Annotated in this window: 15 protein-coding genes and 1 pseudogene; 11 read left to right on the forward strand and 5 right to left on the reverse strand. The window is 71.3% G+C overall.

Going from position 1 to position 16571, the window contains the following annotated elements; all coding sequences use genetic code 11:
- Positions 1-90 precede the first annotated feature (90 nt).
- From V1227_RS03650 to V1227_RS03675, 6 genes are read left to right on the forward strand one after another with little or no spacing between them, the layout of a single operon-like run.
- Complete coding sequence (locus V1227_RS03650; RefSeq protein ID WP_329791028.1) at positions 91-1992, forward strand: acyl-CoA dehydrogenase family protein; 1902 nt, start codon at positions 91-93, stop codon at positions 1990-1992.
- A complete protein-coding gene (locus V1227_RS03655) occupies positions 1993-2955 on the forward strand; it encodes an acyl-CoA dehydrogenase family protein (protein ID WP_329791029.1) in 963 nt (320 codons plus the stop codon).
- Positions 2945-4072 (forward strand): acyl-CoA dehydrogenase family protein, encoded by a 1128-nt coding sequence (locus tag V1227_RS03660; RefSeq protein ID WP_329791030.1) that lies wholly within the window; start codon positions 2945-2947, stop codon positions 4070-4072. Before V1227_RS03655 ends, V1227_RS03660 begins: the two co-directional genes overlap by 11 nt.
- Positions 4072-4956, forward strand: a complete 885-nt coding sequence (locus V1227_RS03665; RefSeq protein ID WP_329793953.1) for a bifunctional MaoC family dehydratase N-terminal/OB-fold nucleic acid binding domain-containing protein — start codon at positions 4072-4074, stop codon at positions 4954-4956. Before V1227_RS03660 ends, V1227_RS03665 begins: the two co-directional genes overlap by 1 nt.
- Entirely contained in the window at positions 4943-5326 is a 384-nt protein-coding gene (locus V1227_RS03670; RefSeq protein ID WP_329791031.1) for a MaoC family dehydratase, read from the forward strand. Before V1227_RS03665 ends, V1227_RS03670 begins: the two co-directional genes overlap by 14 nt.
- Entirely contained in the window at positions 5323-6465 is a 1143-nt protein-coding gene (locus V1227_RS03675; RefSeq protein WP_329791032.1) for a lipid-transfer protein, read from the forward strand. Before V1227_RS03670 ends, V1227_RS03675 begins: the two co-directional genes overlap by 4 nt.
- Here the strand turns inward: V1227_RS03675 and V1227_RS03680 are convergent.
- The 5 genes from V1227_RS03680 to V1227_RS03700 are packed head-to-tail and all read right to left on the reverse strand — an operon-like array spanning position 6445 to position 11190.
- Positions 6445-7278, reverse strand: coding sequence for a MaoC/PaaZ C-terminal domain-containing protein (locus V1227_RS03680; protein WP_329791034.1), 834 nt, complete (start codon positions 7276-7278; stop codon positions 6445-6447). The genes V1227_RS03675 and V1227_RS03680 overlap by 21 nt on opposite strands.
- Positions 7279-7288: 10 nt before the next feature.
- Entirely contained in the window at positions 7289-8257 is a 969-nt protein-coding gene (locus V1227_RS03685; protein ID WP_329791035.1) for a ferredoxin--NADP reductase, read from the reverse strand.
- A complete protein-coding gene (locus tag V1227_RS03690) occupies positions 8250-8456 on the reverse strand; it encodes a hypothetical protein (RefSeq protein ID WP_329793954.1) in 207 nt (68 codons plus the stop codon). Before V1227_RS03690 ends, V1227_RS03685 begins: the two co-directional genes overlap by 8 nt.
- Positions 8457-8485: 29 nt before the next feature.
- Positions 8486-9622 (reverse strand): Rieske 2Fe-2S domain-containing protein, encoded by a 1137-nt coding sequence (locus V1227_RS03695; RefSeq protein ID WP_329791036.1) that lies wholly within the window; start codon positions 9620-9622, stop codon positions 8486-8488.
- Positions 9619-11190, reverse strand: a complete 1572-nt coding sequence (locus V1227_RS03700) for an FAD-dependent oxidoreductase (RefSeq protein WP_329791037.1) — start codon at positions 11188-11190, stop codon at positions 9619-9621. The genes V1227_RS03695 and V1227_RS03700 overlap by 4 nt, the downstream gene beginning before the upstream one ends.
- Positions 11191-11321: 131 nt before the next feature.
- Here V1227_RS03700 and V1227_RS03705 point away from each other — a divergent pair.
- From V1227_RS03705 to hsaA, 5 genes and pseudogenes are all read left to right on the forward strand, one after another.
- Positions 11322-12778: pseudogene (locus V1227_RS03705) on the forward strand (FAD-binding protein).
- Positions 12772-13542 carry a 2-keto-4-pentenoate hydratase gene (locus V1227_RS03710; protein ID WP_329791038.1) on the forward strand — a complete coding sequence of 257 codons (771 nt, stop codon included), beginning with the start codon at positions 12772-12774 and terminating at the stop codon, positions 13540-13542. The pseudogene V1227_RS03705 and the gene V1227_RS03710 overlap by 7 nt, the downstream one beginning before the upstream one ends.
- Before the next feature lie 9 nt (positions 13543-13551).
- Positions 13552-14430 (forward strand): acetaldehyde dehydrogenase (acetylating), encoded by an 879-nt coding sequence (locus V1227_RS03715; protein ID WP_329791039.1) that lies wholly within the window; start codon positions 13552-13554, stop codon positions 14428-14430.
- On the forward strand, positions 14396-15406 hold the full coding sequence (gene dmpG, locus V1227_RS03720; protein WP_329791040.1) for a 4-hydroxy-2-oxovalerate aldolase: 1011 nt from the start codon (positions 14396-14398) through the stop codon (positions 15404-15406). Before V1227_RS03715 ends, dmpG begins: the two co-directional genes overlap by 35 nt.
- Positions 15403-16569 (forward strand): 3-hydroxy-9,10-secoandrosta-1,3,5(10)-triene-9,17-dione monooxygenase oxygenase subunit, encoded by a 1167-nt coding sequence (gene hsaA, locus V1227_RS03725; protein ID WP_329791041.1) that lies wholly within the window; start codon positions 15403-15405, stop codon positions 16567-16569. The genes dmpG and hsaA overlap by 4 nt, the downstream gene beginning before the upstream one ends.
- Positions 16570-16571: the final 2 nt, after the last annotated feature.

Raw genomic sequence — 16571 nt, forward strand, 5'->3', positions numbered from 1 at the left:
CTCATCGTACTCGATCGGTTTCGCGGCCATGATCTGTTGCCCGAAATAGAACACGTTCTATAAACTTCTTCACGTACTGGAGGAGGCCGCATGCCGATCGCCACGACCGGGGACCAGCGAGCGTTGCGCGACAGCGTGGACGCCGCCAAGGGCGAGTGGGCCGATCTGGTTCGGGTCGGGTTCTTCGAGATCACGCGGGAGGGCGGCACGGTCGCCGATCTCGCGGTGGTGCTGGAGCGGGCGGCCGAGACCCTCGTGCCGGGGCCCCTGCTGCCGACTGCGCTGGTGTCGGTGCTGTTCCCGGACTTCGAGGGCGTCGCCGGGTTCGGCTTCACCTCCCGGCACGTGGTCGGTGCGGCCGAAGCGACGCACCTGTTGCTCAGAACGGACAGGTGGCTCCTCGTGCCGGCCGCCCAGGCCGAGATCACGCCCCTCGAAGCCGTGGACCACTCACGTTCGCTCGCTCGGGTGGTGGTCACGGGGTCCGGTGAGGAGACAGCGGACCCGGCCGACCTCGCGATCACGCTCATGGCCGCCGAGGCGAGCGGGGTCGCCGCGTGGTGCCTGAACACCGCTGTGGAGCACGCGAAACAGCGCCGGCAGTTCGGGCGTGCCATCGGGTCGTTCCAGGCCGTCAAGCACCTGTGCGTCGAGATGCTGTGCCGCGCGGAACAGGCGTCCTCGGTCGCGTGGGACGCGGCGCGTTCCTTCGGGGAGGACGAGCACCCGCTGGCGGCCGCCGTCGCCGGGGCGGTGGCGTTCGACGCGGCCGTGCGCAACGCCAAGGACTGCATCCAGGTGCTGGGCGGCATCGGGTTCACCTGGGAGCACGACGCGCACCGGTACCTGCGACGGGCGCTCGCGTTGCAGCAACTCGCGGGCGGTGTCGCGCGGTGGCGCCGGCGCGTCGCGGAACTGGTCCTGGCCGGCGCGCGGCGTTCGCTGTCGGTCCGGCTCGACTCCGATCCGGACGTGGCGGCGTTCGCGCGGGAGATCGCCGGGCTCGACCCGGCCGCCCAGCGGGAACGCCTGGCGGACAGCGGGTACCTGGTGCCGCACTGGCCGAAGCCGTTCGGGCGGGACGCCGGTCCCGCGCGGCAGATGGTTCTCGACGCCGAGTTCGCCCGCGCCGGGGTGCGCAGGCCGGACCTGGTCATCGGCGGCTGGGCGGGGCCGACGATCCTCCGCCACGGCACGCCCGAGCAGCAGGAACGGTTCGTGCGGCCAACGTTGCGCGGCGAGCTGACCTGGTGCCAGCTGTTCAGCGAACCCGAGGCGGGCTCGGACCTCGCGTCGTTGCGCACCAGGGCGGTGGAGGTCGACGGCGGCTGGAGGCTCACCGGGCAGAAGGTGTGGACTTCGCTCGCGCACGAGGCCGACTGGGCGATCTGCCTGGCCCGCACGGACTCCGGCGTCCCCAAGCACAAGGGCATCACGTACTTCCTGGTCGACATGCGGTCCGACGGCGTCGAAGTGCGGCCGTTGCGGGAGATCACCGGGGAAGCGCGGTTCAACGAGGTGTTCCTGGACGACGTGTTCGTGCCGCACGACTGCGTGGTCGGCGAGGTGGGCGACGGCTGGCGGCTGGCCCGCACGACTCTGGCCGACGAGCGCGTCGCGATGGGGTCGTCGCTCGGCGAGCCGTTGGAGAACGTGCTGAGGTCACCGGCCGCCGCGGACCACGCGGAGCGGCTGGGGGCCTTGGTGGCGCAGGGACTCGCCGTCTCGGTGCTCGACCTGCGCGCGAGCCTGCGGGTGCTGAGCGGGCAGGAGCCGGGCGCGGAGTCGAGCGTCCGCAAGCTCGTCGGTGTGCGGCAACGGCAGGACGTCGCGGAGTTCGCCGTCGAGCTGCTCGGCCCGGACGGTGCCGTGGACGGCGGCGAGATCCACGAGTTCCTGCTGTCGCGGTGCCTGAGCATCGCGGGCGGGACGACGCAGGTGCTGATGAACCTGGCGGGAGAGCGGATTCTCGGCTTACCGAGGGAGCCCTAGATGGACTTCGAGCTCGACGAGACCCAGCGCGAGATCGCCGCCCTGGCGGCCGACGTGCTGGGCAGGGAGAGCGACACCCCCTGGAAGGCGCTGGGGGAGGCGGGGCTGCTGGCCCTGGCCGTTCCGGAACGGCTCGGCGGTGACGGGCTCGGCGTGCTGGAGACGGCCGTGCTGCTCACCGAGGTCGGCAGGCGGGCGGTGGACGTCCCGGCGCTGGCCACGCTCGCGCTCGGGGTGCTGCCGATCGCGCGGTACGGGACGGCCGAGCAGCAGGACGCCTTGCTGCCGTTGGTGACGGAACAGCACGGGGTGTTCACGGCGGCGTTGAGCGAGCCGTCGAGGCCCCTGCCAGCAGCGCCGCTGACCACGGCGGGACCGGACGGCATCTTCGGTGTGAAGATCAACGTGCCGCACGCCGCCGACGCGCGGCGGATCCTGGTGAGCACCGGCAGCGGCGTGTTCATCGTCGACCCGGCGCAACCTGGAGTGTCCACATCGGACGACATGGTGCGCTTCGAAGGCGCGCGGGGCGAGCTGCTGGAAGGCGCCGAGGAGGGGATCCGCCGGTTCGCCCTGGCCGGGGCTTGCGCGGTGGCCGACGGAGTGCTGGCCGGAGCCCTCGACCTCACCGTCCGGCACGTCGGCACCCGGCACCAGTTCGGCAAGCCGCTGGCGGCGTTCCAGACCGCCGCCTGCCTGGTCGCCGACGTCCACATCGCTTCCCGCACACTGCACCTGGCCGCGGTGACCGCCTGCTGGAGCCTCGACGACGCCGACCTCGGCACCGCGGCCTACTGGCTCGCGGCCGAGGCGCTCCCGGCCGTGCACACCTGCCACCACCTGCACGGCGGGCTCGGGCTCGACATCACCTACCCGCTGCACCGCTACTACGGCATGGCCAAGGAGCTGACGCGGTTCGTCGGCGGGGTGGAGCACCGCTTGGGGGCCATCGATGTTCATTGACCTCACCGACGACCAGCGCGAGCTCCGCGACGAGCTGCGCGAGTACTTCGCGGGCGTCATGACCGCCGCCGACCGCGAGGTGATGCTGACCGAGCGGCACGGCGAGACCTACCGCGCGCTGGTGCGCAGGCTCGGCCGCGACGGACGGCTCGGCGTCGGCTGGCCGCGCGAGTACGGCGGCCTCGGCTTCGGCCCGGTCGAGCAGCAGATCTTCGTCAACGAGGCCGCGCGCGCCGACGTCCCGCTGCCGTACGTGACGCTGCAGACCGTCGGCCCGACGCTGCAGTCGTACGGAACGCAGGAGCAGAAGGACTTCTTCCTGCCGAAGATCCTGAGCGGCGACCTGCACTTCGCCATCGGCTACACCGAGCCGGACGCCGGCACCGACCTGGCTTCGTTGCGCACCAGGGCTGTTCGGGACGGTGACCATTACGTCGTCAACGGCCAGAAGACGTTCACGACCGGTGGCCACGACGCGGACTACGTCTGGCTGGCCTGCCGCACCGGAGCGCCGGACTCGCGGCACAAGGGCATCACGATCCTGATCGTCGACACGAAGGACCCCGGTTACTCGTGGACGCCGATCATCACGTGCGACGGCGCGCACCACGTCAACGCCACCTACTACAACGACGTCCGGGTGCCTGAGAACCGCAGGGTCGGCGAGGAGAACAGCGGCTGGCGGCTCATCACCACGCAGCTCAACCACGAGCGCGTGATGCTCGGCCCGTCCGGCCGTCTCGGCGCACTGGTCGAACGCGTCCGAGGCTGGGCCCGCGAGCGCGGGCTGCTCGACGAGCCGGACGTGCGGCGGGCGCTGGCCGAGGCCCGGGCCGTGGTCAGGGTGAACGAGCTGCTCAACTGGCAGGTCGCGAGCGGTGAGCTGGAGGTCGCGGACGCCAGCGCCACCAAGGTGTTCGCCGCCGACCGCACCCAGCGCGTCGGCAGGCTGCTGGAGGAGCTCGTCGGACGCCACGGCGCCGACGCGGAGCTGGTGCGGTGGCTCGACGTGCAGGCCCGGCGCAACCTCGTGCTGACCTTCGGCGGGGGAGTGCAGGAGATCCAGCGCGAGCTGATCGCGAACATCGGACTGGGTCTGCCACGGGTGGTGCGATGATCGACATCGAGAAGGAAGCCGCACGCGTCGCCGAGCAGGGCGAGAGCGCACCGCGCCTGGCACGCGACCCGGTCAACCTGCCGATGATCCGCAACTGGCTCGAGGCACTCGGCGACGAGCACCCCGGCTACACCGAGGTCGCGCCGCCCGCGATGGTCCAGGTGTGGACGATGGCCGGCCTGCACGGCCAGCGGTCGGCGGACGACCCGCTCGGGCAGATGATGGCCATCCTGGACGAGGCCGGGTACACGTCCGTGGTCGCGACCAACAGCGACCAGACCTACCACCGGTACCTCAGGGTGGGCGAGCAGCTGTCGGTGACGACGAGCCTGGAGGACGTGACCGGGCCGAAGAGGACCGGGCTCGGCGAGGGGTGGTTCGTCACGACGCGGAGCACGTGGTGGGTCGGCGACGAGGCCGTCGCGGAGATGCGCTTCCGGGTGCTGAAGTTCAAGCCCGCGCGAAAGCCCGAACCGCGGAGGCAGGAGCCGGGGGCGCAGGCGATCAGACCGACCGTCAACCGCGACACCGAGTACTTCTGGGAGGGCGCACGGCGGGGCGAACTGCGCGTCCAGCGCTGCGGCGGCTGCGGCCTCCTGCGCCACCCGCCGGGCCCGATGTGCCCGGAGTGCGGCGCCACCAAGCCGACTTACCTCGTCTCGGACGGCTGCGGCGTTGTCTACAGCTACGTCGTGCACCACCACCCGCAGGTGCCCGGCAAGCAGACGCCGTTCGTCATCGCCCTCGTGGAGCTGGACGAGGGTGTGCGGATGCTGGGCGAGCTCGACGGCGAGCCGAGCATCGGGCAGCGGGTCGAGGTCGTGTTCACGAAGGTCGACGACGAGCTGACGATGCCGAGCTGGAGGCCCCGTGCGGATCGGTGATCCCCTGCCCGAGTGGCACGTCGAGGCCACGCCGACGTTCGTGATCAGCACCGCGCTGGCGACGCGCGACTTCCAGGACGTCCACCACGACCGCGACCTCGCGGTCCGGCGCGGTTCGAAGGACATCTTCATCAACATCCTGACCACCACCGGCCTCGTGCAGCGGTACGTGACGGACTGGGCCGGCCCGCACGCGCTCGTGCGCCGGGTGGACATCAGGCTCGGCGCGCCCTGCTTCGCCTACGACACCCTGAAGTTCTTCGGCCAGGTCGTCGGGCGTGAGCAGCAAGAGCTGACCATCGAGGTCATCGGCCGGACCGCCCACGGCGACCACGTCACCGGCACCGTGAGGATCGAGGTGCCCGCGTGAACGCCGCGATCGCCGGGATCGGCGCGACCGACTTCTCCAAGTACTCCGGCCGCAGCGAACTGCAGCTCGCCGCCGAGGCCGTGAGAGCAGCGCTGGAGGACGCCGGCCTCGAACCGTCCGATGTAGACGGACTGGGCAGCTTCACCATGGACACCAACGCCGAGATCGCGGTCGCGCGCGAGCTGGGCATCCCGGAGCTGACGTTCTTCAGCCGCGTCCACTACGGCGGCGGGGCGGCGTGCGCGACCGTCCAGCAGGCCGCGATGGCCGTCGAGACCGGTGCCGCGAAGGTCGTCGTCTGCTACCGGGCGTTCAACGAACGCTCCGGGCACCGGTTCGGGCAGGTGCAGACCGCGGCCGCCGCGAACGTCGACAACAGCTGGTCGTACCCGATGGGCCTCGGCACGCCGGCCGCGATGGTCGCCATGTTCGCCCGCCGGTACATGCACGAGTACGGCGCCACGAGCGAGGACTTCGGCAGGATCGCGGTGATCGACCGCAAACACGCCGCCACGAACCCGCACGCGTGGTTCCGCAACCGGCCGATCACCCTGGAGGAGCACCAGTCGTCGCGCTGGATCGCCGAGCCGCTCCGGCTCCTCGACTGCTGCCAGGAGAGCGACGGCGGCGTCGCGCTCGTGGTGACCTCGGCCGACCGGGCGGGGGACCTGCCGAACAAGCCCGCGCACGTCAGGGCCGCCACCCAGGGCAGCGGCCCCGGCCAGTTCACGATGACGAGCTACTACCGCGACGACCTGACCGGGCTGCCCGAGATGGGCGTCGTCGCACGGGGCCTGTGGGAGAGGTCCGGCATCGGTCCGTCCGATGTGGACGTCGCCGTGCTCTACGACCACTTCACGCCGTTCGTGCTGGTGCAGCTCGAAGAACTGGGTTTCTGCGGCAGGGGCGAGGCCGCGGACTTCGTCAGGACGGGCGCGCTCGAACTGGACGGGAGCCTGCCGCTCAACCCGCACGGCGGCCAGCTCGGCGAGGCCTACCTGCACGGCATGAACGGCATCGCCGAGGGTGTTCGCCAGATCAGGGGCACCGCGGTGAACCAGGTTCCGAACGTGGACCACGTCCTCGTCACCGCCGGCACCGGCGTCCCGACGAGCGGCCTAGTCCTCGGCCGGGGTTAGCACCGCGTCCGCGAGAACGGGACGGTCCCCGGCCGAGGTGGTCAGCACGAGCCGTGGACCGTCCCGCCACACCCGCGTCGTCAGCGTCTCGCCGGGGAAGACCACTCCGGCGAACTTCGCCCCGAACGTCGACACCCGCTCCGGCCCGTCGAGCACCGCGTCGACCACCGCCCGGCACACCACGCCGTAGGTGCACAGGCCGTGCAGGATCGGCCGGTCGAACCCCGCGCGCCGCGCGAAGGCGGGATCGGCGTGCAGCGGGTTGCGGTCACCGCAGAGCCGGTAGAGGTAGGCCTGCTGCGGCAGGGTCGGGGTCTCGATCACGAAGTCGGGCTCGCGGGAGGGCGGCTCCACCTTTCCCGACGGCCCGCGGTCGCCGCCGAACCCGCCCTCACCCCGGGTGAAGATGCTCGACCGCGTCGTGAACAGCGCCGTCCCGTCCGGGGTCACGGCCGTGGCCTCCTGGACGATGACCGCGGCCTTCCCCTTGTCCCACACGTCCGCGATCCGCGTCCGCAAGACCGCCTCACCGGAGGCGGGCAGAGGCGTGTGCACGGTGATCTCCTGCGTTCCGTGCAGCACCCGCGCGAGGTCGATGTCGACTCCGGGGAACGACACGACCGGTGGCGCCGTCTCGTGGAACCGGGGTGCGACCACGCCGAACGTCGGCAGCACCCGCAGGCCTTCCTCGTAGACGTAGCGGAGTTCCGCGGCGCCCAGGGCCAGGTGGTAGAGCAGCACGTCCGAGTGCGTCCAGGCGAACTCGACCTCGGGCAGTTCCGCCCCGATCGCGACGGCGGGATCGATCGGCATCAGGCGCCTCTCACTCGTAGGTGATCTTCACGGTGTCGGTGACCGGAACCGCCTGGCACGCCAGCACGATGCCCTCGGCGACGTCCTCGGAGTCGAGCACGTCGTTGTTGAGCATCTTCACCTCGCCCTCGACCAGCCGGCACGCGCACGCGCTGCACGCGCCCTCCCGGCACGAGTAGGGCGCGTCGATCCCCCTCTCCAGCAACAGGTCGAGCAGCTTCGTCCGCGCGGGCCACGCCAGCCGGTGCTCCTCGCCGTCGAGGGAGACCTCGACCACCGCGTCCGGCCGGTCGCCGGCCACCGGCACCACCTCGGCGAACGGATCGCTCGACAGCGACACGAACTTCTCGACGTGGACGATCGGGACGTCGTGCAGCGCCTTGCGGGCGACCTCCATGAACGGCCCCGGACCGCACACGAACGCCTCGTCGCACGACCGGACGAACGCGCGGAGCCCGGCCGCGGAAGGCAGCCCCTGCACCGACTCCAGCCAGTGCACGACGGTCAGCCGGTCCGGGTGGGACCGGGCCAGCCCGGAGAGCTCGCGCGCGAAGATCACCGAAGCCTCGTCCCGGTTGGCGTAGCACAGGAACACCCGTCCCGAGCCCCCGGCCAGCACGGCCCGGATGATCGACATCACCGGCGTGATCCCGCTGCCCGCGGCGAACGCCAGCAGCGAGGAGTCCAGCGACGACGGCGTGAACACTCCGGCTGGCGCCAGCACGTCGAGCTCCATGCCCGCCCTCAACGACGAGCACATCCACGCCGAGCCGCACCCGTCCGGCGTCCGCTTCACCGTGATCTTCAACGGCTCACCGGGCGCGCTGGACAGCGAGTAGCAGCGCGCCACGTCACCCGCCCGCACCGTCAGGAACTGCCCCGGCTTCACGTCGAACGACGCGCCGGACAGCACGAACGAGCGCGCGTCGGCGGTCTCCTCGATCACGGCGTCGACCCGGAGCCTGTGCACCTCAGCCATCGGCGACCTCCAGCGTCCCGTCGCGCACGGCCTTCTCGATGCTGTCGCGCAGCCGCAGGCACGTCGGCACCAGCGCGGCCCGCGCGCCGCACAGCTCGGGGCAGTCGCGGGTGTCGGACAGCCACTGCACGCTCGTGTGCCGGTGGCTGTTCTTCTTGACCAGCACCCGGTTCCCGCAGTCGCAGCCCACGGGGACCATGCCTCCGGCGAGGAACTCGTCGCGCTCGCTCACGTGGCCTGCTCCTGGGGCTGCTGCCTGGCGAGGTTCTCCGCGACCTCCTTCTCCCACACCTCGATCGCGCGGCTCGTGTCGACCTCGAACTCGAAGCGCCGCACCATGTCGTCGGTGACGTCCTCGACGTCGACGTAGAACTGCTCGTACCAGCGCCGGAGCTGGTAGACCGGCCCGTCCTCCTCGCACAGCAGCGGGTTGTCGACGCGGGTCTTGTTCTGCCAGATCTCGACGTCCTGCAGGAACCCGACGCCGATGCCGCGCGCGAACTTGGCCGCGATCCTGTCGGCGTGCTCGTCGTCCACACCCGGCAGCTTCTTCACGATCGCGCCCCACTGGAGCTTGAACGACGTCGGCGAGATCGGGTAGTGGCAGTTGATCAGCACCGTCTCGATCTCGAGGCCCTTGTAGTCGTTCCACAGGTAGTCGATCATGTAGGACGGCCCGTGGTAGGCGGCCTCCGACCGCACCTCGACGTCGCCGGTGTAGTTCGAGCCCATCGCCACGTCCGGACGGCCGCGCGTCGTCAGGTACTGCGAGGCGACGTGGCCCTCCATCACGTTCTTGAAGTACGTCGGGAACGCGAAGTGGATGTAGAAGAAGTGGGCCATGTCGACGACGTTGTCGATGATCTCGCGGCAGTTCGCGCCGTCGATCACCACCGAGTCCCACGTCCAGTTGCTCCACTCGTCGCTGAACGCGGCGTCGATGCGCGGGATCGTCACGTGCTCCGGCGGCGGGTTGCCCTGCGGGTCGTTCCACACGAAGAGCTGCTTGTTCTCCTCGAGCGTGATCCACGACCGGGTGCGCGCCCGCAGCGGAACCCTCTTGGCGTAGGGGATGTCGACGCACCTGCCGTTGCCCGCCCAGCGCCAGTCGTGGAACGGGCAGGCGATGGTGCCGCCCTTGATGGTGCCCTGGGTGAGGTCGCCGCCCATGTGCCGGCAGTACCCGTCGAGCACGTTGATCTTGCCGTCCCCGGTCGCGAACACCACCAGCTTGGTGCCGAACGCCTCCACGGCGTGGGGTTCGCCGTCGCGGAAGCTGTTCGCGAGCCCGAGGCAGTGCCAGCCGCGCGCGAACCGTGCCGGCGGCGTGCCCGCGTCGATCGTCCGCACGCTGTCCTGCGTCATCGCTCTCCTCCAGAGATGTCGAGGCCGGCGAGGTACCCGAACGTCATCGCCGGTCCGAGGGTGGCGCCCGCGCCCGCGTACGTGTGGCCCATGACCGAGGCGCTCGTGTTGCCCGCCGCGTACAGGCCGTCGATCACCGAACCGTCCTCGCGCAGCACCCGCGCCCGCGCGTCGGTGCGCAGGCCACCCTTGGTGCCGAGGTCACCGGGGACGATCCTGACCGCGTGGAACGGGCCGGTGGTCAGCGGTGCCAGGTTGGGGTTCGGCTTGTTCCGGGGATCGCCGTAGTAGCGGTCGTACGCGCTGTCGCCGCGGCGGAAGTCGGTGTCCCGGCCGTCCACCGCCATCGCGTTGAAGCGCCGCACGGCCTCCGTCAGCTCCGGGAGTCCGGCCTGCCGGGCGAGCTCCTCCAGGCTGGGAGCCGTCAGCACGGAGTCCTTCCAGCGCCGGGGAAGTGGGCGGCGGGGCGGGATGCCGCAGAACGGGTAGCGGCCGCGGTAGGTGTGGTCGAAGACGAGCCAGGTGTCGCCGGTCATCGCGTTCACCACGTCGATGTAGGGCGCCGCCTCGTTCACGAACCGGCGCCCGGCCCCGTCGACGAGCACGCAGCCGGGCAGGGAGCGCTCGGCGAGGAGGAAGAACGGGCCGCGCGGCAACGGGACCGACGGCCCCCACCAGGCCTCGTCCATCAGCCCGACCGCGGCACCGGCCCGTTGGCCGGCCTCGATGCCGTCGCCGGTGTTGGCCTTCGCGCCGACCGTCCACTCGGTACCGGTGTTCTGGTGCCGCTTGCGCATCTGCTCGTTGTGCTCGAACCCGCCGCAGGCCAGCACCACGTGCTCGGCCAGGACCAGCCGGTCGCCGGTCAGAACCCCCGCCACCCGGCCGTTCTCGTGGTGCAGGTCGGTCATCGCGGTGTTGAGGCGGACCTCGACGCCGAGCGCCTTCAGCCCGGCGCGCAGTCCCGCGACCAGCGCCTGGCCCATCGTGAGGCGGCGGCCGGGCAGGAACCGGCGGCCGAACACCTTGGCGGCGGTGAGGACGCCGCGCGGGTGGCGGCCGATCAAGGTCAGCCAGCGGTAGTCGGTCTGGGTGATCACGATGCCCGCCGGGGTCGGCACGTACGGCGGTTCGAGGTCCCGGACCTCCTCGCCGAGCAGCTTCACGTTGAACGGCAGCGGTTCCACGGAGCGGCCGCGCGGCTGCCCGCCGGGCGCCTCGGGGTAGTAGTCGGCGTAGTCGCGCACCCAGCGGAACCTCAGCGGCGTGTGGTCCTGGACGAAGGCGAGCATCGCCGGGCCGGCGTCCAGGAACGCCTGCCGCAGTTCGGCCGGGACCTCGGGAGCGATGTGCGCCAGGTAGGTGGCGGCCCGCTCCGGCGAGTCGGCGATGCCGCCGGTAGCGACCACGGCGTTGTTCGGCACCCAGATGCCGCCGCCGGACCGCGCGGTGGACCCGCCGTAGTGCCCGGCCTTCTCGACGACCAGGGTCCGCAAGCCGTGCCGAGCGGTGCAGAGCGCGGCTGTCATGCCCGCCGCGCCGCTGCCGACGACGATCACGTCGTACATCGCACCTCCCCGAGGCCAGGACTAGAACAGGTTATAGTTCTGAGGCGGTTTGGCGCTATGGTGTAGGAGTTCCAGGCAAGCCGACTCACCAAGAACCTGTTTCTGGCAAGAACCTGTTCCAGGAGGGTTGCGTGGAGGTCACCGCTGACGTGGTCGTCGTCGGGTTCGGTGCGGCGGGTGCGTGTGCCGCGATCGAGGCCGCGACGGCCGGTGCGTCGGTGGTGGTGCTGGACCGGTTCGCCGGAGGGGGCGCGACCGCGTTGTCCGGCGGGGTCGTCTACGCGGGTGGCGGCACGCGGCAGCAGGTCGAGGCCGGGATCGGCGACTCGGTGGACGCGATGGTCGCGTACCTGCGGCACGAGGTCCGGGACGCGGTGTCGCCGCAGACCCTGCGGCGGTTCTGCGAGGACAGCGCCAAGTCGCTGGCGTGGCTGGAGGACCAGGGCGTCCCGTTCGACGCGCGCGTGTCGCCGTTCAAGACGTCGTACCCGACAGACGACTACTACCTGTACCTGTCCGGCAGCGAGGACGCCTGGCCCGACCCGGCGCCGCGCGGGCACCGGACCAGGGCGAAGGGCACCTCGGGCAAGGTCCTCTTCGCCCGGCTGGCCGAGGCGACCCGGCGCGCGGGCGCGCGGATCATGCCGCAGACGCGGGCCGTCGACCTGGTGGTCGAGGACGGCCGGGTCACGGGCGTGCGGTGCCGGACGCTGACCGGACTGCCGCGCGTCCTGCACCGGGCTCTGTCCAGGGCGGGCGCCAAGCCGTGGCTCTACCACCCGCCGTTGGGCAGGAGGCTGTTCGGGCTGGCAGCGCGGCTCGAAAGGTTCAGCCGGCCGCTGGTGGTCCACGCCGGGCAGGGCGTGGTCATCGCGGCCGGCGGCTTCATCGCGAACCGCGCCCTGGTGCACGAGCACGCTCCGGCGTACCGCGGCGGACTCGCCCTGGGCACGCCCGGCGACGACGGCAGCGGGATCCGGCTCGGTGTCGCGGCCGGGGGAGGACCGCGCGGATGGACAGGATCTCGGTGTGGCGGTTCGTCACGCCGCCCAGCGCGTTGCAGCGCGGCGTCTTCGTCGACCCGGCCGGGCAGCGGTTCGGTGACGCGACCCGGTACGGCGCGGCCAACGGGACCGAGATCGTCGAACGCGGTGGCAGGGCCTGGCTGCTGGTCGACGACGAGATCCTCCGGGTCGCCCGCGCCCAGGTGAAGACCCAGACCGCGCCGTTCCAGCGCTGGCAGGTCCGCCACCTGCTCCGCCGCGGCCTGGTCACGGCGCCGACGATCGAGGAGGTCGCGGCGAAGGCGGGCATCGCGACGCCCGAACCGTTCGGGACGCCGCCCTACTCGCTGATCAACGTCTCGGTGCGCGCGGGGTTCGGCTACCCGTGCCCGATGCTCACGCTCGGCGGGCTCGTCGTGGACGAGGACACCGGTCAGGTGCGGGGCGTGCCCGGCCTGTACGCGGCCGGGCGGTCCGCGGTGGGTGTCTGCTCGGAGTCCTACGTCAGCGGTCTCGCGCTGGCCGACTGCGTCTTCTCGGGCCGCCGCGCCGGGCACCACGTCGTGAAGGAGGTCAGGTGCTGACGAGCCAGAACCGGGAGGCGGCCGCCGAGCTGCTGCGGGCCGCGGAACGCGACCGCGTGCCGATCAAGCCGCTGGTCGAGCTGTACCCGGACATCGACGTGGTCGACGCGTACGAGATCCAGCTGCTCAACGTACGCCACCGCAACCGGGACGTCATCGGCCACAAGGTCGGGCTCTCGTCGCTCGCGATGCAGCAGATGATGGGCGTGGACGAACCGGACTACGGCCACCTGCTCGACGACATGCAGCTCGCCGGCACCGCGGACGCGTCGGCGTACCTGTACCCGCGCGTCGAGGTGGAGATCGCGTTCCTGCTGGCCCGCGACCTGCCCGGTGAGGGGTGCACGGTCGAGGACGTCCTGGAGGCCACGGAGTTCGTCGCCCCGGCCATCGAGCTGATCGACAGCCGGATCGAGAACTGGCGGATCGGGTTGCAGGACACCATCGCCGACAACGCTTCCTCGGCCGGGTTCGTGCTCGGCTCCGGACGCGTTCGTCCCTCCGAAGTGGACATCGACGCGGTCGTGGCCACCCTGCGGCGCAACGGCGAGGTCGTCGCCGAAGGACGGGGTGACGCCGTGCTGGGCGACCCGGCGATCGCGGTGGCGTGGCTCGCCGCGAAGGTCGCGAGCTTCGGCGTCCGGCTGCTCGCGGGCGACATCGTGCTGCCCGGCTCGTGCACGCGGGCCGTCGACGCGAGACCCGGTGACGAGTTCCACGCCGAGTTCGCCGGACTCGGCTCCGTTGACCTGAAATTCGAATGAGGTGACTGGGTGAAGGCGGCCATCGTCGGCTCCGGCAACATCGGCACCGACCTGCTCTACAAGCTCCGGCGCTCGTCCGTGCTGGAACCCCGCTGGATGGTGGGCGTCGACCCGGCCAGCGAAGGGCTCCGGCGCGCGGCGGACCTCGGGCTCGAGGTCTCGGTCGACGGCGCGGACTGGTTGCTGCGCCAGGACGAGCTGCCGGACGTCGTGTTCGAGGCGACCTCCGCGGCGGTGCACCGGGCCAACGCCCCGCGCTACGCCGAGGCGGGCGTCCGGGCGATCGACCTGACCCCGGCCGCGGTCGGCCCGTACGTCGTCCCGCCGGTGAACCTCGGCGAGCACCGGGACGCGCCGAACATCAACCTGATCACGTGCGGTGGCCAGGCCACGATCCCGATGGTGCACGCGGTCTCGCGGGTGGTCCCGGTGTCGTACGCGGAGATCGTCGCGAGCGTGGCGTCGGTGTCGGCGGGACCGGGGACACGGGCCAACATCGACGAGTTCACCCGCACGACCAGCCGCGGCATCGAGGCGATCGGCGGTGCCGCGAAGGGCAAGGCGATCATCGTCCTGAACCCGGCCGACCCGCCGATGATCATGCGCGACACGATCTTCTGCGCGATACCGGAGAACGCCGACCCCGATCCGATCACCGACTCGATCGCCCGGATGGAAACCGACATCCGGTCGTACGTCCCGGGATTCCGGCTGCTGCGCGAACCGCAGTACGACCCCGGCCGCGTCGCGATCTTCGTGGAGGTCGCGGGCGCGGGCGACTTCCTGCCGGAGTACGCGGGGAACCTCGACATCATGACCGCCGCCGCGACGAGGGTGGGGGAGGAGATCGCCCGTGCAGCTCAGGTTGACCGACACGTCACTGCGTGACGGCTCGCACCACAAGCGGCACCAGTTCACGGCCGGCGACGTGCGCTCGATCGTGGCGGCGCTCGACGGTGCCGGCGTGCCGGTCGTCGAGGTGGCGCACGGCGACGGGCTGGGCGGGTCGTCGTTCAACTACGGCTTCAGCCGCACGCCGGAGCAGGAGCTCATCAAGGTCGCGGCCGAGACGGCCACGCGGGCCAGGATCGCCGTGCTGATGCTGCCCGGGGTCGGGGTGAAGGACGACATCCTGGTGTCGCAGGACAACGGCGCCTCGATCGTCCGGATCGCCACGCACTGCACCGAGGCCGACGTGTCCGTGCAGCACTTCCAGCTGGCCCGCGACCGCGGTCTGGAGACCGTCGGCTTCCTGATGATGGCGCACTCGCGGCCACCGGAGGCCCTGGCGAAGCAGGCGCGCATCATGGCCGACGCCGGGTGCCAGTGCGTCTACGTGGTCGACTCGGCCGGAGCCCTCGTCCTGGAACAGGTTTCCGAGCGCGTCGAGGCGCTGGTCGCGGAACTGGGGGACGACGCCCAGGTCGGCTTCCACGGGCACGAGAACCTGGGGCTGAGCGTCGCGAACTCCGTGGCCGCGGCACGGGCGGGCGCGAGGCAGATCGACGGCAGCGTACGCGGGTTCGGTGCGGGCGCGGGGAACACGCCGCTGGAGGCGTTCGTCGGCGTCTGCGACAAGCTGGGTTTCACCACCGGCGTCGACTTCTTCAAGATCGTGGACGCGGCCGAGGACGTCGTGCGGCCCGTCATGCCCGAGGAGTGCCTGCTCGACCGGATGGCGCTGATGATGGGTTATGCGGGCGTCTACTCCAGCTTCCTCAAGCACGCGTACACGCAGGCCGAGCGCTACGGCGTGTCCGGCGCGCAGATCCTCGTGCGCGCGGGCGAGCGCAAGCTCGTCGGCGGGCAGGAGGACCAGCTGATCGACATCGCACTGGAGCTGAGCAGGGAGAACGTCCGATGAGCGAGGAGATCCTCGGCAAGGTGCGGGAGCTGCTGCCCTCCCTGAGGGAACGCGCGGCGGAGGCGGAGGAGCTGCGCAGGGTGCCGCCGGAGTCGGTGAAGGCGTTGCAGGAGACCGGGTTCTTCCGGATGCTGCAGCCCGCCCGGTACGGCGGCTTCGAGTCGCACCCGCTGGACTTCTACACCGCCGTCCGGCTGATCGGCAGCGCCTGCGGGTCGACGGGCTGGGTCGCGTCCGTGCTGGGCGTGCACCCGTGGCACGTCGGGCTGTTCGACGTGAAGGCGCAGGACGAGGTGTTCGGCGAGGACCAGGACACCCGGATCTCGTCGTCCTACGCGCCGACGGGCCGGGCGACGCCGGTCGAGGGAGGGTTCCGGTTCAGCGGCAAGTGGAGCTTCTCGTCAGGCTGCGACCACGCCACGTGGGTGCTGCTCGGCGGTCTGGTGATGAACGACGAGGGCAAACCGGTCGACTTCCGGACGTTCCTGCTGCCGATCTCCGACTACCTGATCAACGACGTGTGGGACGCGGTCGGCCTGCGCGGCACGGGCAGCAACGACATCGTGGTGGAGGACGTCTTCGTGCCGGAGCACCGGGCGCTGAGCATGGTGCACACCGCGCGGTGCAGCTGCCCCGGCCAGGAGGTCAACCCCGGCCCGCTGTTCCGCATGCCGTACGGGACGATCCACCCGTACGCGATCACCGCGCCGATGATCGGCATGGCGACCGGCGCGTACGAGCTGCACGTCACCGCGACCCGCGAACGCGTCCGGGCCGCCTACCTGGGCGAGAAGTCGGTGGACGACCCGTTCGCGCAGGTGCGCATCGCCACGGCGGCCGCCGACATCGACACCGCGTGGTGGCAGCTGGAGAAGGACATCACCGAGGAGTGGGAGCACGCCGTCGCCGGCACGAAGATCCCGGTCGAGCTGCGCCTGCGGGCGCGGCGGGACCAGGTGCTGGGCAGCGCGCGGGCGATCTCCGCGATCGACCGGCTCTTCGAGAGCGCGGGCGGCAAGGCGATCAACGCGGGGCTGCCGCTGCCCCGGTTCTGGCGCGACGCGCACGCCGCACGCGTGCACGCGGCCAACGACCCGGAGCGCGTGCTGGTGCTGTACGGCAAGAACGAGCTCGGCATCCAGGTCCGCGACGGGTTGTTCTGAGA

It is taken from the genome of Lentzea sp. DG1S-22 (genome assembly GCF_036321065.1).
GTDB lineage: Bacteria > Actinomycetota > Actinomycetes > Mycobacteriales > Pseudonocardiaceae > Lentzea > Lentzea jiangxiensis.

What these genes read in the sequence shown, in the direction of transcription:
- V1227_RS03650 (WP_329791028.1), top strand. Translation starts at nt 91, where the DNA reads ATGCCGATCGCCACGACCGGGGACCAGCGAGCGTTGCGCGACAGCGTG.
- V1227_RS03655 (WP_329791029.1), top strand. Translation starts at nt 1,993, where the DNA reads ATGGACTTCGAGCTCGACGAGACCCAGCGCGAGATCGCCGCCCTGGCG.
- V1227_RS03660 (WP_329791030.1), top strand. Translation starts at nt 2,945, where the DNA reads ATGTTCATTGACCTCACCGACGACCAGCGCGAGCTCCGCGACGAGCTG.
- V1227_RS03680 (WP_329791034.1), bottom strand. Translation starts at nt 7,278, where the DNA reads ATGCCGATCGATCCCGCCGTCGCGATCGGGGCGGAACTGCCCGAGGTC.
- V1227_RS03685 (WP_329791035.1), bottom strand. Translation starts at nt 8,257, where the DNA reads ATGGCTGAGGTGCACAGGCTCCGGGTCGACGCCGTGATCGAGGAGACC.
- V1227_RS03690 (WP_329793954.1), bottom strand. Translation starts at nt 8,456, where the DNA reads ATGGTCCCCGTGGGCTGCGACTGCGGGAACCGGGTGCTGGTCAAGAAG.
- V1227_RS03695 (WP_329791036.1), bottom strand. Translation starts at nt 9,622, where the DNA reads ATGACGCAGGACAGCGTGCGGACGATCGACGCGGGCACGCCGCCGGCA.
- V1227_RS03700 (WP_329791037.1), bottom strand. Translation starts at nt 11,190, where the DNA reads ATGTACGACGTGATCGTCGTCGGCAGCGGCGCGGCGGGCATGACAGCC.
- hsaA (WP_329791041.1), top strand. Translation starts at nt 15,403, where the DNA reads ATGAGCGAGGAGATCCTCGGCAAGGTGCGGGAGCTGCTGCCCTCCCTG.